At 69.5% G+C, this 21,652-nt stretch carries 17 protein-coding genes and 1 pseudogene; 9 read left to right on the plus strand and 9 right to left on the minus strand.

Annotation, left to right across the window (positions count from 1 at the left end):
• Positions 1-120: 120 nt before the first annotated feature.
• Positions 121-729 carry a TIGR03086 family metal-binding protein gene (locus tag ACZ6DT_RS20245; RefSeq protein ID WP_465597214.1) on the minus strand — a complete coding sequence of 203 codons (609 nt, stop codon included), beginning with the start codon at positions 727-729 and terminating at the stop codon, positions 121-123.
• A gap of 70 nt (positions 730-799) precedes the next feature.
• Here ACZ6DT_RS20245 and ACZ6DT_RS20250 point away from each other — a divergent pair, with 70 nt between their 5' ends.
• A complete protein-coding gene (locus tag ACZ6DT_RS20250; protein WP_465597217.1) occupies positions 800-1,228 on the plus strand; it encodes a MarR family winged helix-turn-helix transcriptional regulator in 429 nt (142 codons plus the stop codon).
• A 7-nt stretch (positions 1,229-1,235) separates the two neighbouring features.
• On the opposite strand, the gene ACZ6DT_RS20255 is transcribed toward ACZ6DT_RS20250, so the two are convergent.
• The gene (locus ACZ6DT_RS20255) at positions 1,236-1,865 is read right to left on the minus strand and encodes a YaaA family protein (protein ID WP_465597220.1); all 630 of its coding nucleotides are present in this window, start codon (positions 1,863-1,865) and stop codon (positions 1,236-1,238) included.
• Positions 1,866-1,949: 84 nt separating this feature from the next.
• Between ACZ6DT_RS20255 and ACZ6DT_RS20260 the strand changes: the two genes are divergently transcribed.
• From ACZ6DT_RS20260 to ACZ6DT_RS20270, 3 genes are read left to right on the plus strand one after another with little or no spacing between them, the layout of a single operon-like run.
• Positions 1,950-4,961: a DEAD/DEAH box helicase gene (locus ACZ6DT_RS20260; RefSeq protein WP_465597223.1), complete on the plus strand. Its 3,012-nt coding sequence runs from the start codon at positions 1,950-1,952 to the stop codon at positions 4,959-4,961.
• A complete protein-coding gene (locus ACZ6DT_RS20265; RefSeq protein ID WP_465597226.1) occupies positions 4,954-5,655 on the plus strand; it encodes an SWIM zinc finger family protein in 702 nt (233 codons plus the stop codon). Before ACZ6DT_RS20260 ends, ACZ6DT_RS20265 begins: the two co-directional genes overlap by 8 nt.
• A gap of 47 nt (positions 5,656-5,702) precedes the next feature.
• Complete coding sequence (locus ACZ6DT_RS20270; RefSeq protein ID WP_465597228.1) at positions 5,703-7,358, plus strand: DUF885 domain-containing protein; 1,656 nt, start codon at positions 5,703-5,705, stop codon at positions 7,356-7,358.
• A 22-nt stretch (positions 7,359-7,380) separates the two neighbouring features.
• On the opposite strand, the gene ACZ6DT_RS20275 is transcribed toward ACZ6DT_RS20270, so the two are convergent.
• Positions 7,381-9,903, minus strand: a complete 2,523-nt coding sequence (locus tag ACZ6DT_RS20275) for a LamG-like jellyroll fold domain-containing protein (protein WP_465597231.1) — start codon at positions 9,901-9,903, stop codon at positions 7,381-7,383.
• A gap of 609 nt (positions 9,904-10,512) precedes the next feature.
• Here ACZ6DT_RS20275 and ACZ6DT_RS20280 point away from each other — a divergent pair.
• Both ACZ6DT_RS20280 and ACZ6DT_RS20285 read left to right on the plus strand, forming a co-directional pair.
• Positions 10,513-12,096, plus strand: coding sequence for an FAD-binding oxidoreductase (locus ACZ6DT_RS20280; protein ID WP_465597234.1), 1,584 nt, complete (start codon positions 10,513-10,515; stop codon positions 12,094-12,096).
• 61 nt (positions 12,097-12,157) lie between these two features.
• The gene (locus ACZ6DT_RS20285) at positions 12,158-13,543 is read left to right on the plus strand and encodes a M20 family metallopeptidase (protein WP_465597236.1); all 1,386 of its coding nucleotides are present in this window, start codon (positions 12,158-12,160) and stop codon (positions 13,541-13,543) included.
• A 65-nt stretch (positions 13,544-13,608) separates the two neighbouring features.
• Here ACZ6DT_RS20285 and ACZ6DT_RS20290 read toward each other — a convergent pair whose 3' ends face one another.
• The gene (locus ACZ6DT_RS20290) at positions 13,609-15,192 is read right to left on the minus strand and encodes an AMP-binding protein (protein ID WP_465597239.1); all 1,584 of its coding nucleotides are present in this window, start codon (positions 15,190-15,192) and stop codon (positions 13,609-13,611) included.
• A gap of 77 nt (positions 15,193-15,269) precedes the next feature.
• The gene (locus ACZ6DT_RS20295; RefSeq protein ID WP_465597242.1) at positions 15,270-15,830 is read right to left on the minus strand and encodes a TetR/AcrR family transcriptional regulator; all 561 of its coding nucleotides are present in this window, start codon (positions 15,828-15,830) and stop codon (positions 15,270-15,272) included.
• A gap of 126 nt (positions 15,831-15,956) precedes the next feature.
• On the opposite strand from ACZ6DT_RS20295, the gene ACZ6DT_RS20300 reads away from it, so the two are divergent.
• From ACZ6DT_RS20300 to ACZ6DT_RS20310, 3 genes are all read left to right on the plus strand, one after another.
• Positions 15,957-16,661 carry an alpha/beta fold hydrolase gene (locus tag ACZ6DT_RS20300; protein ID WP_465597245.1) on the plus strand — a complete coding sequence of 235 codons (705 nt, stop codon included), beginning with the start codon at positions 15,957-15,959 and terminating at the stop codon, positions 16,659-16,661.
• A gap of 78 nt (positions 16,662-16,739) precedes the next feature.
• Entirely contained in the window at positions 16,740-17,384 is a 645-nt protein-coding gene (locus ACZ6DT_RS20305; RefSeq protein ID WP_465597248.1) for a flavodoxin family protein, read from the plus strand.
• Complete coding sequence (locus ACZ6DT_RS20310; RefSeq protein WP_465597251.1) at positions 17,385-18,404, plus strand: LacI family DNA-binding transcriptional regulator; 1,020 nt, start codon at positions 17,385-17,387, stop codon at positions 18,402-18,404.
• Position 18,405: 1 nt separating this feature from the next.
• On the opposite strand, the pseudogene ACZ6DT_RS20315 reads toward ACZ6DT_RS20310, so the two are convergent.
• The 4 genes and pseudogenes from ACZ6DT_RS20315 to ACZ6DT_RS20330 all read right to left on the minus strand — a co-directional run.
• Positions 18,406-18,933 (minus strand): annotated as a pseudogene (locus ACZ6DT_RS20315) (serine/threonine-protein kinase); the annotation flags it as partial.
• A gap of 16 nt (positions 18,934-18,949) precedes the next feature.
• The gene (locus ACZ6DT_RS20320; RefSeq protein WP_465597254.1) at positions 18,950-19,582 is read right to left on the minus strand and encodes an SGNH/GDSL hydrolase family protein; all 633 of its coding nucleotides are present in this window, start codon (positions 19,580-19,582) and stop codon (positions 18,950-18,952) included.
• On the minus strand, positions 19,579-20,340 hold the full coding sequence (locus ACZ6DT_RS20325) for a sugar phosphate isomerase/epimerase family protein (RefSeq protein ID WP_465597257.1): 762 nt from the start codon (positions 20,338-20,340) through the stop codon (positions 19,579-19,581). The genes ACZ6DT_RS20320 and ACZ6DT_RS20325 overlap by 4 nt, the downstream gene beginning before the upstream one ends.
• Positions 20,337-21,374 (minus strand): LacI family DNA-binding transcriptional regulator, encoded by a 1,038-nt coding sequence (locus ACZ6DT_RS20330; protein ID WP_465597260.1) that lies wholly within the window; start codon positions 21,372-21,374, stop codon positions 20,337-20,339. The genes ACZ6DT_RS20325 and ACZ6DT_RS20330 overlap by 4 nt, the downstream gene beginning before the upstream one ends.
• Positions 21,375-21,652 lie beyond the last annotated feature (278 nt).

Here is a 21,652-nt window from a genome sequence, read left to right on the forward strand (position 1 = left end):
AGCCCACCCCCTTTGGTTTCCGGGGGCCGGCGACGAATGCGGGCGGGGGTGGGGGACATTGGTTGGGGGCTGTGGAGGAGGCGCGACGACCGGTCTCCGGTCGTCGCGCCCACAGTTCGCTCAGGCCGCGACCGCCGTGTCCGGCCACGACGGTGAACGGCCGAGCAAGGCGACGATCGTGTCCAGGTCGGACGTTCCCTTCTCGTCGACGGCCGGGCCGAAGGCGGCACCGGGAGCCTTTCGGTTCTTTCCGTCCGGGATCGACTCGGCGAGCCGCAGTCCGGCCTCGAGCACCTCTCGCTGGAGCTTGAGCGGCAGGTCGAGGGTTTTGGCCACATCCCAGGAGTGCACCAGGTAGTCGATGAAATGGAAGCCCAGAGCCTGCTCCGCGGTGAAGGTGATTTCGGTGGAGAACTCGGGAAGCGCGAACTTCCGGTCGGCGAGGTCGTGGGGAACGAAGGCGTTCAGCACTCGCTTGACCGAGGCACGGTAGGTCTCCACGGGGTCGTCACCCAGCGGGAGCAGGCGCCAGTGGTCGAGGTCGCTCTCGCCCTCGGCCGCGGCGGCGAAGCCGTGGTGCTGGGTGGCCATATGCGACAGGAGGCCGTGCAGGGTCCAGGCGCTGCACGGCGTCGGCTTGGTCAGGTCGGCGGGCGTGATCTTGGTGACCAGATCCAGGCTGGCCCGGGTCACGATGGCGTCGAGGATGCGGAGCTCGTCGATAGGCATATGCATATCATCTACATATGCATACGAGTTCGTCAACCGGTTTCGCGAACCAGGTCGGTATGGTCTGCGCATGGCGGAGCAGGGGAGGCCGGATCTCGCGGCGATGCTCGGTGGGCTGATGCGACGGCTGATGAACGCCGAGACGCCGGTACTGGCCGAGCACGGGTTGACCATGTGGGGCTACGTGGTGCTGAGCACGCTCGACGACGGGCCCGTCCGCACGCAGGCCGCCCTCGCGAAGGCGATCGGCGCGGACAAGACCCGGATCATCGGCACCCTTGACAAACTTCAGGAGGACGGGCTGATCACCCGCGAGCCGGACCCGAAGGACCGCCGGGTCCGGCTGTTGGGGATCACCGAAGCCGGCCGCGCCGCGCGAAGGTCGGCCCAGTCGAAGATCCAGGAGCAGGAAGAGCGACTACTCGGACAGCTTCCCGCCGCCGATCGCGAAGCCTTCCTTCGCGCCGCGCGTGTGCTGTCCGAGACGCGGTGGCCGTGACCGGTCGTTAGCCGAGCAGTTCGGCGACCATGCCCGCCGGATAGTCCGACGGCGTCCGGCGCCACCACGCGCCGAAAGCCCGTGCCAGCCGCCGCGGCACCTCCACCTGCGCGCCGCCTCCGTGGAAGTCGATCGTCACCAGTACGCCGCCGATTTCCGTGGAACCCCAAGGGATTCGCCGGATCAACTTCGCGTAGTCGGCGCTGGCGGACACGAATGTGACCATCTTCGTCGCTCCGATCCGGCGTGCTTCACCGAGGACGGCGTTCTCGAGCACGCCGGACGGCCAGTCGCCGAGCTTGAGTTTCCGGTCGTAGTAGGAGATCGGCTCGTCGGCGCGCAAGATTCCGTAGCCGCCGCTGAGGATCAGCAACCGCCCGGAGGCAGCGGCCTCACCCAGCGCGCCGCCGACGTTCCGGTAGAAGTTCCCGTTGTAGCGAAGCCACGCGGGCCGCAGCCCGCCGCCGTCGTCGACCTTGGATCCAGCCAGGACATCGGCCCGCGCGCGAAGCATCGCCTCCGGCCAGGCCGTCGCGGTTTCCTCAGCGTGCCCGCCGCGGTTCTTCGACTTGGAAGGGCCGAGAACGGCCAGCGCCTCGCGCGGATCGATCGCGTCGAGAACGTCGGCCGCCTCCATCGGAGGGATCCTATCCGCGACGCGCTGACCGGACGCTGATCGGTCCCGGGCATGCTGGAGGGAACAGACCGCGGAAGGGGGAACATGTCGCCACTCGTCGTGCACGGCCTGTGGTCCCCTGGCCGCGGGATCCTGCTTTGGGGCGAACATGGCGACCGCCCGGCGACGACGTCGATGCGGCCGTCCAGTGCGGCCCGGCCGCATCCGTTCGCCGCGTCGGTCGCGGATCTGACCGCCCTGCATCCCGGCAAGCCGGCGTCGGCCGTCCTGCTGCTGCCGTCGCGGCGCGGCGGCCCGGTCGCTTCGCCCGAACTGGGCGCGCGGGGCCGTCCCCAGCAGGAACTGACGCTGGAACCCTGGTCGGTGCCCGCGCTCCTGATCGACCTGTCCGAGCTGGGAGACCTGGCCGGCACGGTCAGCTACGGCACCTCCGTCCGCCACCTCCGGGCCGTCGTGCGGCTGGCGGACGACCTGGTGCGCCGCGGCCGGGTGCTTCCCACGCTCGTGCGGAACGAGATCGTCGCGCGGGCGCGCTGGCGGCCGGTGGCCCGCGGCGGCGACGCGGTCGCGGTCCGGGCGCTGATCGCGGCCACCCCGCCGGTCGGCCGGGCCGAACATCCCGGACCGGATCCGGCGGCGCTCGTCACCGACGCGCTCCACACCCTGGTCGACGCCGCGGTTCGCGACCGGCTGGCTGCCGCCGGACATGCCACGGAAAGCGACGGGCGCGAAGGCCCGTTCGGGTCGTGGCTCCACGCGCTGAAGAGCGCCGACGACCGGATCGGCCAGTCGCCGGGACGGATGGGGATCGTCGCCGAGGGTATCGCCGCCTGGGACGCCGTCGTCGACACCGACCTCACCGAGGGCACCGTCTGCTTCCGCCTCGACGAGGTTCCCACGCTGCACGGCCCGGCCGACGATCCGGACGACCAGACCGGCGACGGGACCAAGTGGCAGCTGCGCTTCCTTCTCCGTTCCACGGCCGATCCCAGTCTTCTGCTCCCGTCCGAGGACGTCTGGTCCGGCGAGGCGGGCGCGAAGTTCACCGACCCCGAAGGCCTGTTCGCCGCCGAGTTGGAGCGGGCCGCCGGGGTGCTGCCGCTGCTCCGCCCCGCGGTCGAAGCCGCGAAGCCGGGCATCCACGACCTGACTGTCGCCGAAACCGTGGAATTCCTCGACGGGGGCGCGGAACAGCTGGTCGCGGCCGGGTTCGACGTCCAGCTCCCGGCGAGCTGGGGCGGCAAGCGGAAACTCGCGCTCAAACTGTCCGTCCGCGGCGCGCCGGTCGACCAGGCCGCCGTGCACCGGCTCGGCCGCCACCAGCTCGCCTCCTACCGCTGGGCGCTCGCCGTCGGGGAGGACGCGCTGACCGACGAGGAACTCGCCGGGCTCGCCGCCGCGAAGTCGTCGCTGGTGCGGCTGCGCGGCCGGTGGGTGAGCGTGGACCCCGAACTGCTGCGCGCCGGTCTCGAGTACCTCCGTCGCGACTCGGATCGCGAGAAACCGCCGCTACCCACGCCGGCGGAACTGCTGGCCCTGCTCCACGGCTTCGACGACACCCCGCTCCCGGTCACCGAGGTCACGACCGACGGTTGGATCGACGACTTCCTCGCCGGCCGTGTCCAGCGGACCATCGAACCGGTCGAGCCGCCACCCACGTTCCTGGCGACCTTGCGGCCTTACCAGAGCCGCGGCGTCGCCTGGCTTTCGTTCATGGCGTCGATCGGGCTCGGAGCCTGTCTCGCCGACGACATGGGGCTCGGCAAGACCGTCCAGCTGCTCGCGCTCGAAGCGATCGAGCGGGCACAGGACGACAGGGGACCGACGCTGCTCGTCTGTCCGATGTCGCTGCTCGGGACGTGGCAGCGCGAAGCGGCCAAGTTCGCTCCGGACCTGCGTGTCCACCTCCATCACGGTGCCGACCGCGAGCACGGCGCGCGGTTGACGGCGCGCGCCGGCGCGGCGGATCTCGTCGTCACCACCTACTCGACCGCCGGCCGCGACGCCGACGAACTCGCGGGTATCCGGTGGCACCGGCTCGTGCTCGACGAGGCGCAGGCGGTCAAGAACCAGAACACCGGACCCGCGCAGGCCTTGCGCCGGATTCCCGCCGGGCACCGGATCGCGCTGACCGGGACGCCGGTGGAGAACCGGCTCGCCGACCTGTGGTCGCTTTCGGATCTGCTCAACCCCGGCGTCCTCGGTGGCAGGCAGGAGTTCCGCGAGCGGTTCGAGGTGCCCATCGAACGCCGGGGCGACCTTCCCGCGGCCACCGAGCTACGCCGGCTGACCCGGCCGTTCCTGTTGCGGCGCCTCAAAACCGACCCCACCGTGCTCGCCGACCTGCCCGAGAAGATCGAGATACTCCAGGAATACCGCCTCACCCGCGAACAGGTGACGCTGTACCGCGCGACCGTGGACGAGATGATGACCAGGATCGCCGACAGCGCCGGGGTCAAACGACGCGGCAACATCCTCGCCGCGATCACCAAGCTCAAGCAGATTTGCAACCATCCCGCGCATCTGCTGCACGACGGTTCGCCCATCGGGCAGCGCTCCGGAAAGGTCAACCGGCTCGAAGAACTCCTGGCGGAGATCCTGGACTCCGGCGATCGCGCACTGTGCTTCACCCAGTTCGCCGAGTTCGGTCACCTGCTCGTACCGCATCTTTCGAGCAGGCTGAACGTGAAGATCGCCTTTCTGCACGGCGGGTTGTCGCAGCGGCGCCGCGACTCGATCGTCGAGCACTTCCAGTCGGGCGAGGGCCCGCCGATCCTGCTCGCGTCGTTGAAGACCGGGGGAGCGGGACTGACGCTCACCGCCGCCACCCACGTCCTGCATCTCGACCGATGGTGGAATCCGGCGGTGGAGGAACAGGCCACCGACCGTGCCTTCCGCATCGGCCAGCGGCGCAGCGTCCAGGTACGGAAATTCGTCTGCCCCGGCACCATCGAGGAACGGATCGACGCCGTCATCACCAAGAAGGAAGCGCTGGCCGATCTCGTCGTCACCGACGGGGAGGACTGGCTCACGGAACTGTCCGCCGATTCGCTGCGCGAGGTCTTCGCGCTGGGGCGGGAGGCGGCCGATGACTGAGAAGTTCCGCCGGGCACTGGACGAACTGGGTGTCCACAAAGGACTTGTGCCGCCCTGTCGGGTCGACACCCTCACGGTCGGGCCCGGTGCCGCGGTCGCTCAGGTCCGGGTGACACGGCAGCGGTTCTACGAGGTCCGTATCGGCCTGCCGACCTTCGGCAAACAGGTGTGGACGGCGGTCATCGCGGCCGTCGTCGCGGACGAGGCCACGGCGACGGCCATGCTCGACGGCCGGATCCCGGACGACATCGATCGCTACTTCGCCGCGGAGCAGGTGCCGCTGTTCCCCGAGGCGGCGTGGGAACTGTCGCTCGACTGCACCTGCCCCGGCACCCGTGTCCCGTGTGATCACCTCGTCGCGGGGCTGATCGCGCTGGAGGAAGAGGCGGACCCGTTCGCGATCTTCGCCCTCCGCGGCCGCGACCGCACGACGCTGCTCGAAGAGATCGGACGGCAGGCGGGCGCTCGCGTGACGGCTCCGTCGGCGGACGACGAGACGCCCGGCCTCGACGAGGTGATGGACGACTTCTTCGGCTGGGGCCCGGCCGGGGATGTCACGAACACGCGACGATCGGCGGCCGGGGAACCGCTGGGGCTGCTCGACGAGGTCCCGCCGCTCAAGGCCACTGTGGACGGGACCTCGGTCACCGCCCTGCTGCGACCGCTCTACCGGGCGCTCACCGGTCCGGAGTAACGAAAAACCGCCAGCGGAGACCGGGTCCGGTCTGGTACTCATCGGATATGAGCGATCAGCCGACAGCGGCGGAGCTGGCCGACGAACTTCTCGACGTACTCGCGACCGAGATGCCGTTGATGGCGACCTTCGACAGCATCCCCGGACACGATCACGAGTTGCGGGACGTCTCCGAGGCCGGTGACGCCCGGCTGAGGGAGCGGGCCGTCCGGATCGCCGGACACGCCGCGCGGTCCACGGATCCGGACCGGATCACGCTCGGCGTCGTCGCCCACCACGCGGAATCGCTCGTGACCAGGCTGGACTCACGACAGATCGAGTTCACCATCGCCGATCAGATGGCGGCCGAGGGGACCGGTGTGCTGTCCTGGCTCCCGCAACTCGAGCCGTCGGGGGAGCGGGCGGAGGAGGACTACCTGGCCAGGCTCGCCGCGTTCCCGGAGTTCTTCGCGGCGTTGGCCGACCGTCATCGCGCCGGGGTCGCGGCCGGTCGGACTCCGGTGGACCGCGCGGTGCGCGGCGCCGTGGACCACGTCGACCGGTTCTTGGGCGCCGAACCCAATCCGCTGCTCGTCCCGCCGCTGACCGGCGACCGGGTGGCGCGCCGGGAGCAGCTGTTCACTGAAAAGGTGCGCCCGGCGCTCGCGGCCTATCGCGAGACTCTCGTCCGCGAGATCGCCGGCCGCGGCCGTCCCGACGACCGGCCGGGCCTCTGCTGGCTGGACGGCGGCAAGGAGAGCTACGCGGGCCTGGTCAAGACACACACCACCACCGGGATCTCAGCGGAGGAACTGCACGAGACCGGTCTCGAACTCGGCCGGGCGCTGGACGAGGAGTACCGGCGGCTCGGTTCTGCGGTGTTCGGTGAGGACGACCCCGTCGCGGTCCGGCGACGGCTGCGCACCGATCCCTCGCTGTGCTGGCGGGACGCGGACGAGATGATCACGACCGCGACGGAAGCGGTGGCGCGGGCCACGGCCGCCGCGCCCGGCTGGTTCCGCCGGGTCCCGTCCGCCGAATGCGTCGTACGCGCGGTACCGGAAGCGGACGGGCCGTCCGCCGCGCAGGCGTACTACATGCCGCCGTCGGCCGACGGCAGCCGTCCCGGCGTCTACTCCACCAATGCCTACCGGGTGACCGAGCGGTTCCGGTTCATCGCCGAGTCGGTCGCCTTTCACGAAGCCGTTCCAGGGCACCATTTTCAGGCTTGTGTGTCCTACGAGCTCGACGGAGTGCCCCGGCTGCGCAAGCTCGTCCCGCTCTCGGCGTTCGACGAAGGCTGGGCGCTCTACACCGAGCGGCTCGCCGATGAGATGGGCTTGTACTCCGACGATGTCATGCGCCTGGGCATGGTCGCCGAAGACTCCCTGCGCGCGGCACGGCTGGTCGTCGACACCGGACTGCACGCGTTGGGCTGGTCCCGGCAGCACTGCATGGACTACCTCGCCGAGCACTGCGTGCTGAGCGACGTCGAAGTGCAGTCCGAGACCGACCGGTACATCGAAAGGCCCGGTCAGGCGCTGTCGTACATGACGGGCAGGCTGGAGTTCCAGCGGCTGCGGGCCTTCGCCGAGGAGCGGCTGGGCGAGGCCTTCGACATCCGCGACTTCCACGACGTCGTGCTGAGGCAAGGGCAGGTGCCGCTGCCCGTGCTCGGCGACATCGTGCGGGAGTGGGTGACGAGCACGCGGCGCCGGGAGTGACCCCGGCGCCGCGTGAGCGAGCTCAGTCGCGCTTCGCGAGCGTCGCGACTTCGGCGTCGGACAGCGGCCGGTCGTACAGCCGGACGTCGTCCACCGCGCCACGCAGGAAGTCGACCTGCCGACCGCCGTACTGGCCGCGGCCGAGCACCGTGTGCCCGGTGCTCGGTGCGGCGGAACAGGCGTTCCGAGAGGCGACCTTCCGGCCGTCGACGTACAGCGACAACGTGCCCGCTTTGGCGTCACGGACCCCGGTCAGGTGGTACCAGCGGCCGACTTCCGGCTTCTCCGGCGACAGGGCGCGAAGGCCGACGAAGCTCATCGCCCACCGCTGATCCTGCCCGGAGTACTGCAGGAAGAACGCGCTGTCGCGGCCGGTGTCCTGGCTGACCACGGTCTGGAAGGCGCCGCTCGCCTCATCCAGCTTCGCCCACGCCGAGACCGAGTAGCTGCCCGCCGTGTTGACGAGGTTCGCCCCGGTGTCGGCCTGACCGTTGCCGGCGAAGGCCAGCGAACCGCCCTCGACACCGCCTGCCCACCGCGTGTCGGTCAGCGTGGCGTGCGCGGTACCGACCGAGTCCTTGGCGCTGGAACCGGTGCCCTCGTCGAACTTGTAGGCGTGCACGCCGGCGAGTCCCGGAGTGCCGGGGCCCGGGTCGGGAGCGCCCGAGCCGCTGCCGTCGGAGTTGCGGATGATCGCCTGGTTGACCGCGCGCACCTGCGCGAAGTCCATCTTCTTCACCTGCCTGTCGTAGGTGAAGAAACCGTTGACCTCGTGCTCGACATCGGTGATCTGCGTGTAGATCGAGCCGCTGATGCCGCAGCTCTGCGCCGACGCGAGCACGTCGCGCTGGTTCTGGACGTAGCGGCTGTTCAGGGTCGCCTGGTCCTTCACCATCTCGTAGGCGTGGCCTTCGCCGAACCACATGTGGTTCTCGACCTCGAGGCCGTAGCCGCCGTGCTCGCCGTCGATCGAGATCCGCTTGGCGTCGGGCACCGGCTTCGCGGGGCCAGGGTAGGCGTGCCAGTCGATGACGTCGCCCTTGCCGGAGTCACCGAGGGAATCACAGCAGTTGACGCCGCTGTGCGCGTTGACCAGCCGGGTCGGATCCTGGGCCTTGACGTCGTCGGCGATTTTGCCGGTGGTTTCGCTCGACCACTCGCCCCAGCCCTCGTTGAACGGCACGTAACCGACGATCGAGGTCCAGTTCTTCTTCTGCTCCACCAATTCCTTCAGCTCGATCTGGAACTGCCACTGGGCGTCGGCCGGTGGACGTCCGCCGGTGCGCATCGACGGCATGTCCTGCCACACCAGCAGGCCGAGCTTGTCGGCGTGGTGGTACCAGCGGTCGGGTTCGGTCTTGATGTGCTTGCGGACGGTGTTGAAGCCGAGGACCTTGTGCTGCTCGAGGTCGAAGCGCAGCGCCTGGTCGGTCGGCGCGGTGTAGATGCCGTCCGGCCAGTAACCCTGGTCCAAAGTGGACTGCAGGAAGAGGATCTCGCCGTTGAGGGTGAAGCGGAGCTTGCCGTCGGCGCCCTTCGCGGTGCCGAACTCACGCATGCCGAAGTAGGACGAAACCCTGTCCACGGTGCGGCGGCCGTCCTTCAGTTCGACGTCCAGGTCGTAGAGGAACGGCGAGTCCGGGGACCAGAGTTTCGCCTTGGGCACCGGCAGGGAGATCGTCCCGGCGACGGACGCCTTGCTGCGGCTGACCACCTTCCTGCCGTCGCGGACCACGGCCTCGACGGTCAGTCCGGAGTTCCCGCCGGTGTCGACGGTGAGCTTCAGCGTGGAGGACTTGAGATCGGGGACCATGCCGAGTGTGCCGATGTGCTTCGCCGCGACCGGTTCCATCCACACGGTCTGCCAGATGCCGGAGGCGCCTTCGTAGAAGATCCCGCGGTCGGGGACCAGCCGCTGCTTGCCGACGGGCTGCCAGGTCGCGTCGGCGCGATCCTCGACGCCGACGATGATCTCCTGCTCTCCCTTGGGTTTCAGCGCCGAGGTCACGTCCGCGGAGAACGCGCCGTAGCCGCCCTGGTGCGCGGCCACCTCCTTGCCGTTGACGTAGACCTTCGCCTTGTAGTCGACGGCGCCGAAGTTGATCCGGAGACTGTTGTCCCTGCCGACGTTCCAGCTCCTGGGCACGGTGAACGTGCGCCGGTACCACATGAAGTCTTCGTGCCGCTGGATCCCGGAAAGCGCCGATTCGGTGGGGTAGGGGACGAGGATCTTCTCGGCGAGCTTTTCGCCGAAGGGTGGGACCTCGCCGGGGGCGGCGCCTGCGAACTCCCAGACCCCGTTGAGGTTCTGCCAGTTTTCGCGCACCAGTTGCGGCCGCGGGTACTCGGGCAGCGCGTTCGAGGGCGACACCTGGTTCGTCCACGGCGTGGTCAGGCGCGGCTTGCCCATCTTCCAGCCGCTCTCCGCGGCCGTCGCGGCTCCCGGCGTCATCGCCAGGGCGGAGACCACCGCGACCGCGGTGACCAGTGATTTCCGGAAGCGTCCCGGCTTCCGGGAGCGGTGCGGTGACAACGTTGACAACATCTGCTCGACACCCTTCTCCGGGGGTGGCCGCCTCGGCGGAGGTGTGCCTCCCGCTGGACTTGTGCAGGCGTGAAACCACGACCTCGTGGCAGGGGGAACGGGCGTGAGCCGAGCCACGGCTGGTCGTGAGGATGTTTTTACATCGTTGATACAACGTTGTAAAGCGCCGAAGGACTTGAACCGGTTCTGGGCGGCGTGGCTGTCCTGTGCGTCAGGGACGGCGGAATCCCCGCAGCCACTCGCCGAGCTTCCGGTAGTCGGCGCCGCTCAGGCCGCACCGGGGATCGACCCGGCACAACAGGGCTGGTTCGGGGTGGTGACCGGACACCCAGTCGCGATCGGTGTCGGAGAGCGGCTTTCAGGTGCGAGCCATGCGAGGGGTCGAGTCTGTCGAGAAGCGGGTTCTCGCCATCCCGCGGCGACGGTCCGAACGAGGGGTAGCGCGAAGGCTCCAGCCCGAACGGGATGAGCGGGCCATCGACGTCGAGGTAGGTCAGGGGACCTGGAGCCACGACGGCACACGCTATCGGTGTTCGTTGACGCGGGGCGTTGACACAATAATTGACCGATGGGTAACTTACTGGCGAGTCATATCGAACGGAGGCAACGATGCCGACCGAGGAGCGTTCCTGGTGGGGCTGGGGCACCACCGACGGCGCACTGTCCGAGGAAGAGTCCGACGCGCTGGTCGCCCGCACCTCGGGGGTGTTGCCCGCGCACGACTTCACCGACCACGCCCCGCCCGACCCCGCGGAGCTCGACGTCCCGGCATCACGGATCCGTCCGCCCGCGGCGCTCGCCGCGTTGTGCAGCGACCTCCCCGTCGACCGGTTGTCCCACGCCAGGGGCAAGGCATTCCGCGACGTCGTCCGCAACCTGCTCGGACGGCTCGACCATGTGCCGGACCTGGTCGCCCGTCCGCGCACGGAACAGGACGTCGTCGACCTCCTCGACTGGTGCACGACTTCCGGCACGCCGCTGATTCCCTACGGTGGCGGCAGTTCCGTGGTCGGCGGGGTCGAACCGAGGTTCGACGGACCGGCGATCTCGATGGACCTGGCCGGCCTCGGTGAGGTGCTCGAAGTGGACACGGTCAGCCGGGCGGCCCGGATCCAGGCCGGGATTTTCGGGCCTGCGCTGGAAGACCGCCTTCGCCCCCTGGGGCTGACCCTGCGGCATTTCCCGCAGTCGTTCGCCCATTCGACGCTCGGCGGCTGGCTCGCCACCCGCGCGGGCGGGCATTTCGCCACTCTCGCCACCCATATCGACGACCTCACCGAGTCGCTGCGTGTCGTCACCCCGGTCGGGATCAGCGAATCGCGGCGCCTGCCAAGCTCGGGCGCGGGTCCGTCGCCGGATCGGATGTTCCTCGGCTCCGAGGGCACACTCGGCGTGATCACCGAAGCGTGGATGCGCCTGCAGGACCGGCCGGTCTGGCAGGTGACCGCGTCGGTCGCCTTCGAGCGGCAGGAGGACGCGGTCGCCGCCACCCGCGCGATCGCGCAGTCCGGGCTTTACCCGTCGAACTGCCGCCTCCTCGATCCGGCCGAGGCCTTCATCAACGCGGGCGCGAGTGTGGGCGGTGGCCTCCTGTTGATCGGGTTCGAATCCGCGGATCATCCGGTCGACACCTGGCTCGACCGCGCGCTCGACGTGACCGCCGGCCACGGTGGAATCGTGAAAACCAGGCGCGGCAAGGGTTCCTCCGGCCAGGACAGTGCCTCGACATGGCGATCGTCCTTCCTGCGCATGCCCTATCAACGCGACGCGCTGGCCCGCCGGTCGCTCATCGTGGAGACCTTCGAGACCGCGTGCACCTGGGACAGGTTCGAGGAGTTGCACGACGCGATCACCTCGGCGGCGCGCGCCGCGATCGACGAGGTGTGCGGCGGTGCCGGTGTCGTCACCTGTCGCTTCACCCACGTTTACCCCGACGGTCCCGCGCCCTACTACGGGATCTACGCCGCCGGACGCTGGGGGAGCACGGTCGAGCAGTGGGACGAGATCAAGGCCGCCGTCTCCGAGGCGATCGCGGTCCATGGCGGCACGATCACCCACCACCACGCCGTCGGCCGCGACCACCGGCCCTGGCACGACCGGCAGCGTCCCGATCCGTTCGCCGCCGCGCTCGACGCAGCCAAGTCGGCTCTCGACCCGGCCGGAATCCTCAATCCCGGAGTGCTGATCCGCTGACCGGTGGACAAAACCGATTTAGGCTCCTCGGCGACACACGACGAGCGAACCGGGAGACACCGTGGCGATCCCTGCAGAACTGGTCTCGAAAGCGCGGGAGCACGTCGATTCGGGTGCGTTCTTCGCCGAGCTCGCGGACCTCGTCCGGTATCCGACCGTGAGCGATCATCCGAGTGGCCGTGTCGCCATCGAGGCATACCTGGACGAGGTGCTGACGCCGGCCTTGACCGCGCTCGGCTGTTCCGTGGCGATCCAGCCCAATCCGGACCCGGGCGGCGGCCCGTTCCTGATCGGTACCCGCGTCGAGTCGCCCGAGCTGCCGACCCTCCTGTGCTACGGCCACGCCGACGTCGTCGACGGGCACGAGGGCCGGTGGAGTGAAGGCCGGGATCCGTGGACGCTGACCGCCGACGGCGAGCGCTGGTACGGCCGCGGCTCGGCGGACAACAAGGGACAGCATTTGATCAACCTGACCGCGCTCAGGCTGCTCCTCGCCGAGACGGGCTCGCTCGGGTTCAACCTCAAGTTCCTGTTCGAGACCGGGGAGGAGATCGGTTCGCCCGGTCTCGACGAGTTCGTGGCGGCGAACCGGGAGGCGCTGAGCGCCGACGTCCTCATCGCCTCCGACGGTCCGCGCCTGGACGCGGCGACACCGACGTTGTTCCTCGGCGCGCGCGGCAGTGTCCGGATCGCCCTCGACGTGGACCTCCGTCCCGACGCCTACCACTCGGGGAACTGGGGCGGGGTTCTGCGCAATCCCGCCACCACTCTCGCCGGGGCGATCGCCCGCCTCGTCGACGGGCACGGCCGCGTCCAGGTGCCGGAACTCCTGCCGCCCGAACTGCCGGACAGTGTCCGCGTGGCGCTCGCCGAGCTCCAGATCGGGAACAAGCCCGGGGATCCCGCGCTGGACGAGCACTGGGGCGACACCGGGCTGACCGCGGCCGAGCGGCTGTACGGCTGGAACACCCTCGAAGTCCTCTCGCTGGGCTCGGCCGACATCGAGCGGCCGGTCAACGCCATCCCCGGTCGCGCACGCGCGTTGCTGCAACTGCGCTACGTCGCGGGCACCGACGTCGACCGAGTGGGCGAAGCCATCACGAATCACCTTGCCGCGCAAGGGTTCTCGATGGTCGACGTCACTGCCGAAGGCAGCTTTCGCGCCAGCCGAACCCCTGTCGATGATCCGTGGGTCGGTTGGGCGAAGGGCGTCTTAGACGAGGTTTCCGATCTTCAGGTGGCGATCCTGCCGAGCTTCGGCGGGGGACTGCCGAACCACGTTTTCACCGACCTTCTCGGCCTTCCGACGTTGTGGCTGCCGCACTCGTATCCCGGATGCCTGCAGCACGCGCCCGACGAACACCTGCTCGCGTCGATCGCCCGCGAAGGGCTCGTGCTCGCCACGGCGCTGTTCCACGCGCTCGGGCGGCGCGGCGAACTCGCGTGACTGGACGGCGAACTCGCGTGATTGGAAGGCGATCACACGTGATTGGGAGGCGAACTCGCGTGATTTCACAGGTCTCGTAGCAGGTATCGCTGGAGTTTTCCGCTCGCGTTGCGCGGCAAAGCCTCGATGAACCGCACGCGCCGTGGGTACTTGTACGGCGCGGCGGTCGCTTTCGCGTGGTTTTGCAGTGCCCGCGCCAGGTCCGTGCCCGGGTCGGCGCCGGGGCGCGGTACGACGAAGGCCGTCACGATCGAACCGCGGTCGGGGTCCGGTGTGCCGATCACGGCGCATTCGTCCACGTCGGGATGCGTCAGCAGAACCTCCTCGACCTCGGGCGCGGCGATGTTGTAACCCGACGAGATGATCATGTCGTCGCTGCGTGCCACGAACCGGAAGTAGCCGTCGGCGTCGCGGACGTAGGTGTCGCCGGTGATGTTCCAGCCGCCGCGCACGTAGTCCCGCTGGCGCGGGTCCTCGAGATAGCGGCAGCCGGTGGGGCCGCGCACCGCGAGGAATCCGGGAGTGCCGTCGGGAACGGGCGAGCCGTCGATGTCGAGAACGGCCGCTTCGAAGCCGGGTACGGCCTTCCCGGTCGCGCCGGGACGTGCGGCGTCGTCGGCGGCGGAGATGAACACGTGCAGCATTTCGGTGCTGCCGAGACCGTCGATGAGCGGCCGTCCGACGATCTCCCGATACTGCTCGGCCACGGGAGCGGGGAGCGACTCGCCGGCGGAGACGGCCCGGCGCACTCCAGCCAGAAGTCGTCCGTCGCCGGCGTTCAGGATCGCCCGATACGCGGTGGGAGCGGTGAAGAGGACCGTGACGCCTTTATCGGCGACGGTGGCGGCGAGTTCCGCCGGGGTGGCGCGTTCGACGAGCAGTGTGGCCGCCCCCGCGCGCAAGGGAAAGACCAGCAGGCCCCCGAGCCCGAAGGTGAAGGCCAGCGGTGGTGTGCCGCAGAAGAGATCGTCGGCCGTCGGGCGCACGATGTGCCGGGAGAACGTGTCGGCGATCGCGAGCAGGTCGCGATGGAAGTGCATCGTCGCCTTCGGAAATCCCGTCGTGCCGGAGGTGAAGGCCAGCAGGGCGACGTCGTCGGCCGCAGTGGGGACGTCGGCGAACGTCGGCGGATGCCGCTCCGCGCGGGCGGCCAGATCCGTTCCGTAGGACACGACGGGCAGATCGGGCGGGAGTTCGTCCAGCAGGCGTTCGTCGCAGACGGCGATCGCGGGCTTCGCGCGGCTGACGATCTTGTCGAGTTCGGCACGCCGCAGCATCGGCATGGTCGTGACGGCCACCGCGCCCGCTTTGAGCACGGCCAGCCACACCGCCGCGAGCCACGAGGTGTTGGTGCCCCGCAACAGCACCCGATCTCCGGGGACCACCCCGAAATCGGTGACCAGGACGTGGGCGACGCGGTTGGCGCGTGCCAGGACTTCGCCGTATGTCCACGTTTCGGCGGGGGAGAGCAGGCAGGGCCTGTCCGGTCCGAAGCGCGCCACGGTGTCGTCGAGCAGTGCGGTCGCGGCGTTCAGCCTGTCGGGATACCGCAGTTCCGGCAGGTCGAACACGAAGTCCGGCCACTGATCGGCGGGCGGCAGCCGGTCACGGCAGAACGGGTCGACGTGCGCGCTGGGAGAAAGCCTCATCGTCGCCGCTCCTCGGTCCGGCCGGCCCTCCCGCGAAGGTAGCACTTGTTACGACCGTCGAGAAGACGCGATGAAGCTCAAGCGACGAGGTCGGCCACGGCTCGCCGCAAGGTGGTGCGAACGGTGTCGGCGTCGTCGAGGTTGCCGCCGTGAAGCGCGCCGTCGCGGAGAAGGACGAGAGTGCGGGCGACGTGGTCGGGATCGGCGTGGCCCGCATCGCGAGTCAGATCGCGAAGGACGCCGAAGAACCAGTCCCGGTGGTCGTCGATGACCTGGCGGACCTGATGTTCGGGGTCGGGGTATTCGGCCGCGGCGTTGAGGAACGGGCAGCCGCGGAAGTCGTCGTCGAGCGTCCGGTCGCCGATGATGCCCAATGCGGCGAGCAGCGCTTCGCGGGCGGGCTTCCCGTGGGTCGTCGCGTCGACGCCCGCGCGGATCCGCTCGCTCGTGGTGCTCAGGTAGGCGGCGACGAGGTCGTCCTTGGTCGGGTAGTGGCGGTAGAACGTCGCCCTGGTCACGGCCGCCTCGGAGACCAGGCGCTCCACTCCGACGGCATGGATGCCTTCGGCGTAGAACAGCCGTGACGCTGTCTCGAGCAGCCGGACCTTCGGATGTACGTCCCGGTCGACAGTCGGCATTCCGCCATCCTAGAGAAAGAACGGTCATTCCACTAGATCGCCTTCGTCACGTTGTGGAAGGCCACCGAATCGAGCATTGTTCAGAGAGAAAGACCGATCGTTCTTCCCAACCTGAAGGAGTTACCCATGAGCAACCAGAAGCCCACCATCGTCCTGGTCCACGGCGCTTTCGCCGACTCGTCGAGCTGGAACGGCGTCGTCCCGAGGCTGCGTGAGCAGGGCTACCGGGTGCTGGCGGCGTCGAATCCGTTGCGCGGCATCGAGTCCGACGCGGACTACGTCGCCGACGTCGTCAACGGCGTGGACGGCCCCGTGGTGCTGGCCGGACATTCCTACGGCGGCGTAGTGATCAGCCGGGCGGCCACCGCCGCGCCGAACGTCAAGGCGCTCGTCTACATCGCCGCCTTCCAGCCGGAGGCGGGGGAGAGCGTGTTCGAGCTGTCCGGCCGGTTCGACGGCGGCAAGCTCGGCCCGGACACCACGAACGTCCTCGCCGCCCAGAGTGAGCTGTCGATCAAGCCCGAGACCTTCTCGGACGTGTTCGCGGCCGACGTCCCCGCGGAGACCGCCGACGTCATGGCGGTCACCCAGCGGCCGGTCACCGAGCGCGCGCTCGCCACGCCGTTCGACGGCGAGCCGGCCTGGAAGAACCTGCCGTCGTGGGCGCTGATCGCCGAGAAGGACCAAGCGATCCCCGCCGCCGCGCAGGCGTTCATGGCCGAACGCGCCGGTTCGGAGGTCACCAGGGCCGACGCCTCGCACGCCGTCTCGGTCTCGCGGCCGGACGTCGTCGCGGAGGTCATCCTCGCGGCGGTCGCCAAGGTCGCCTGACCTCGGTCGCTTGACAGGGAAACCTTCGCCGGAGAGACTGAAAAAGCGTTTTTGCAGTCTCTCCGGGGAGAAACACACGTGAAGGTCTTGGTGCTCGATTCGAGCCCACGTCGGGAGGGCAATTCCTGGGCACTCGCCCAGGCGCTGGCCGAGGGGGCGGAAGAAGCGGGACACACGGTCGGCTTCGCCCGCCTTTCCGATTTCGTGGAGTCGCCATTGGGGGACTGTCGCGCTTGCCGGCTCGGCGATCGGTCCTGCGGCATCGCGGACGGCTACGAGCGACTGCTGTTCGACCACGTGCTCCCGGCGGACGCGATCGTCTACGCGACACCGCTGCACTGGTATGGCATGACCGGACGGCTCAAGTCCTTCTTCGACCGGCTTTTCTGTTACACCTCAGGAAGTTCGCCGCACACCGCCGAAGTCGTGCCCGGGCTGGTGAACAAACGCGCCGGTGTGCTGATCTCCTGCGAGGAGAGCTACCGCGGCGCGACACTCGGACTCGAGGCCCAGTTTCAGGAACTCACCCGGTACCTGCGACAGGACCTCACCGGGATCGTGGTCGGGGTCGGCAACAGCCGTGGCGAGGTGGAACGCGATCCCGCCCGGCCGCTGGAGGCCGCGGCGGACCTCGGACGTAGGCTGGGTGACGTCCACGTCACCGACTATCGGCTGGACACCGACCGGCCGAACCGCGTTTGGGGACCGCCCGTGGAGGCCTGAGTGTCGCCGACCATCCGTGACGTCGCCGCGGCCGCGGGGGTCTCGATCACCACCGTCTCCCATGTGCTGAGCGGGCAGGGCCGGATCTCCGAAGAAACCCGGCGGCGCGTCGCGCGGGCGGCGGCCGAACTCGGCTACCAGGCAAGTGTGCACGCACAACAGCTGGTCACGCGGCGCAGCCGCACCTTGGCGATCCAGCTCGCGAACTCGGTCGACGCGAGCAGCGCGTGTGCGCTCGTGCCCAATTCGGACTATTTCCTCGAAGTCCTCAACGGGGCGGCCGAGGCGGCGTCGAACCGGTCGTACGCCTTGCTCCTGACACCGATGGAGGCCGGCCTCGACCGGCTGAACGCCTTCGCTGTGGACGGCGCGATCCTGGTGGATCCCCGTGGGGACGAGCCGTTCTTCGCGACCGGTTGGTGCCGTGACCGGCCGCTGGTGACCGTCGGACGCCCGATGGCGGCGCCGTGCCCGGTGCCGGTCGTCGTCGACAACGACCTGGTCGCGGCCGCCCGGCTGATGCTGGATCACTTGGCGGACAACGGTTACGAGCGTCCGGCGATGATCACCACAGACACTCGCCGCTCCTACGCGGCGGACCTGGTCGCGGGATACCGGGGCTGGATGGAAGTCCGGGGGCTGGAGCCGGTGGTGGCCGAGATCGACGAACCGCCGACCACCGAAGGCACGGCGGAGGCGCTGGGCAGGCTGCTCGATCGGCGGGCGTGCCCGGACGCCGTCTTCACGACGTCGGAGAACCTCGCCCTCGGTGTGCTCCACGAGGCCCGGCACCGACGGCTTGAAGTACCCGGCGTGCTCGGGATCTGCAGCGCGGTGGACAGCGGTTCGCTCCGGCTCGTTTCGCCGCAGGTGACCGGGATGTTCGTGCATCCCCGTGAGGTGGGCGGCCGTGCGGCCACGGCGTTGATGGACCTCGTCGAGGGGAAGGCGTCCGACGTCGAGCCGCGCCGGATCGAAGTACCCGTGCGCCTGAACGCGCGGGAATCCACCGTTCGCTAAGAGTGCCGACGACGAGACCGTCGCCGGTCATCGTCCCTTCGCCCGTGGCGTGGGACAGGCCGAAGTCGGCGATCTTCGCTTGCCCGTCCTCGGTGATCAGGATGTTGTTGGGCGTGACGTCCCGGTGCAGGATGCCGTCCTCGTGCGCGGCGGCCAGCGCCGAGGCGATCTGCGCGCCGAGTTCCGCGGACCGGCCCGCAGGGAGCGGGCCGTCGTCCGCGAGGAGTTCCATCAGCGGCCGCGACGACAGGAACTCCATGATGAGGTACGGGGTTCCGTCCTGTTCGACGACGTCATAGACGGTGACGGCGTGCGGATGTTCGAGCCGCGCGGCGACCCGGGCCTCCCGCATCGCGCGCACGATCGACCGGAACGGCGCGTCGCCCGGCGAGTTGTCCGGCGGCAGTTGCTTGACCGCGACCGTGCGGTCGAGCCGCTCGTCCCGCGCCTGCCACACCACGCCCATCGCACCCCGGCCGACCTCGTGCTCCAGCCGGTAACGGCCGGCGATGATGGCGTTCCGGTTCACGGGGTGACTGTATCCGCTAGGAAAGCGTGCTTTCCTCGACCGGAGAACCGGCCGTCGCGAGCCAGGCTTCGGCGAGCAGCCGGTGTCCCAGCGGACTGGGGTGGACGCCATCCGGAGCCAGCGTCGCCGCCCCGTGCTCGTCCGCCGCGCACGGCATGAACAAATCCGCGCGGACCAGCCGTGCGCCGAACTCGGTCGCCACTGCTATCGCGGTTTCGACGCGGGGCGCCAGATCTTCGAGCCATTCTCGCTGTTCCGGCCTCACCGGCAGCAGGAACGGCGTGATCACGTACAACTCGGCCGGGAGGCGCTGCCGCGCGTCGGCCAGCAGCCGGGTGTAGGCGGCGCGGAACTTCCCGATCGGGCTGGGCAGGCCGCGGTCGAAGGTCCGCCAGGTGTCGTTGATGCCGATCTTCACCGTCAGGACCGTGGGGCGCGCCGCGAGGACGTCAGTGGTCCAACGGGCCTCCAGATCGTAGATCCGGTTGCCGTTGATGCCCCGGTTGATCACCTCCGGCCCATCGCCGAGGAGGTCCGCGATCTGCCGGACGTAACCCTTGCCCAGCGACGCCGGATCGGTGCGATCGCGGCTCGAGTCGGTGATGGAGTCGCCGGCGAAGAGCAACTTGTCGGCTTCGGTGAACCTCACGCGCCCGCCTCGATCAGCTTCCGCAGGGAGTCGGCCTCGCCGGGGATCAGGTCGGGATCGTTGTCCGGGACGAATTCCAGCAGTGCGTCGAGCGGCCGTCCGGTCTTCGCGAGCAGGCTGAAGGCCCGCGTCCACAGCTCCGCCCTGGCGTTCAGCGGATGCCGCTGGTTGCTGGGCCACCACGAGAACACGTGCACCGCGCGAACCCGGTCGAGGACCAGCTCCAGCCCGGCCAGCGCCTGGTCGTCCGGCAGGTCCTGGGGCGGTTGCCAGTAGGTGCCGAGGTTGTCGCGGCCGACCTCTTCGAGCAGCCGGACGGTCGACTCGGCGGTGTCGGTCAGTGTGCCGCCGTGGAATTCCAGCGCGACTTCCAAACCGTGCTCGTTTGCGACGTCGGCCGCTTCACGGAGACCGGTGACGACCTGCGCGCGTTCGTCGGGATCGACGTCCTCGGAGCCCGCCTTGCCCGCCCAAACGCGGATCCGCGAGGCACCGAGCCGGACCGCGGTGGCGGCGATGTCGCCGAACTTCCCGGCCTCCATCGGCGTGGCACGGAAGTAGGAGCCGTAGGAATCGCAGGTCAGCCCGTGCCGTGTCATGGCTTCGAAGGCGCGCTCGGCCGCCCAGTCGTCGCCGGGGCGCACGTGGACGTCGGCGCCCCACTCGATCACCCGCAGTCCCGCTTTCTCGGCACGGCGGGCGACCTCGTCGGCGTCCAGCCGTCGCAGCGTCACCGAACACAGTCCCGGGCGGATCATTTTCCCTCCAGCGGTTGAGTGCTTTCGCGCAGCACGACCTCACCGGTGATCGGCTTGACCCGGGGACCGGCCGCGCGGTCGTCGAGGATGAAGTCGAGTGCCTGTTCACCCATACGCTCGATCGGCACGCGCACAGTCGACAGCGAGGGCCTTATGTCGCGCAAGGTGATAATGTCGTCGAAGCCGGCGATCGCGATCTGCGCGGGGACCAGCAGCCCGTGGTCGCGGCAGGCGGCCATCGCACCGACGGCCATCACGTCGTTGACCGCGAAAACGCAGCCGCGGAAGCCGTTCTCGATCGCTCGCACCATCGCCGCGTAGCCGCCGTCGCGGGTGAACTCCGCGCGCAGCACGTGGTTCTCGGGCAGCGGGATACCGTGCCGGGCGAGACCGTCACGGAAGCCGAGGACTCGATCCCGGGAGGTCAGCAGGCCGGGTGGCCCGGCGAGCACGAGGAAGTCCCGATGCCCGAGCGCGGCGAGGCTTTCCGCGAGGTCCGCCGCTCCGGCCCGGTTTTCGAGCATGACGGTGTCGAACGGCAGTTTTCGCTGCCCGATCACCACGACCTGACCGTCGGCGGCCTCGAACGCCTTGAGTTCCTTGGTCAGATTCCGTTGCAGGGCACTGTCCTCGTTGCGCGACCCGGCCAGGATGACCGCCCGCGCCCGCTGCCCGCGCAACGTGGTGACGTACTCGAGTTCCTTCTCCGGATGGTTTTCCGTGCTCGCGATGGTGACGGTCAGCCCATGCCGGGCGGCCACCCGCATCACGCCGGACGCGATCGAGGAGAAGTACGGGTCGACGATGTCGTGCACCAGCAGCCCGACGACGTTGCCGCGGCCGCGGGCCATCGCCTGCGCGGGCACGTTCGCCGTGTACCGCAACCGTTCCGCGGCCCGCAGTACCGATTCGCGCAGGGTTCCGCTGACCTGCCTGGTGCCGCCGTTGAGCGCCCTCGATGCCGTCGCGAGCGACACCCCCGCCTCACGGGCGACGTCGGCAAGGGTGGCCGAACCCGCGGCGCGCTGCGCCATGGTTCCTCCTCGGAGTCTGGGCGGTGAACCCGCGACCGCGATCGAGGTCGGCAGGGCGCCGGCTGGTCTGCCACGTCACGGTGGGCGTGCCGGGCGCCCTGCCACCGCGATAGCGGGGCCTTCGGCCGAGGCGGGTTCACGCTTATGGTCGCTTCCCGGGGACGTGTTCAGCTCCGCCAACAGGCCCTCGGTGGTGCGGTGGGGGGGGGGGGGGGGGGGGGGGGGGGGGGGGGGGGGGGGGGGGGGGGGGGGGGGGGAGGGCGAGGGGGACAAGCGGG

It is taken from the genome of Amycolatopsis sp. NPDC041971 (genome assembly GCF_055588925.1).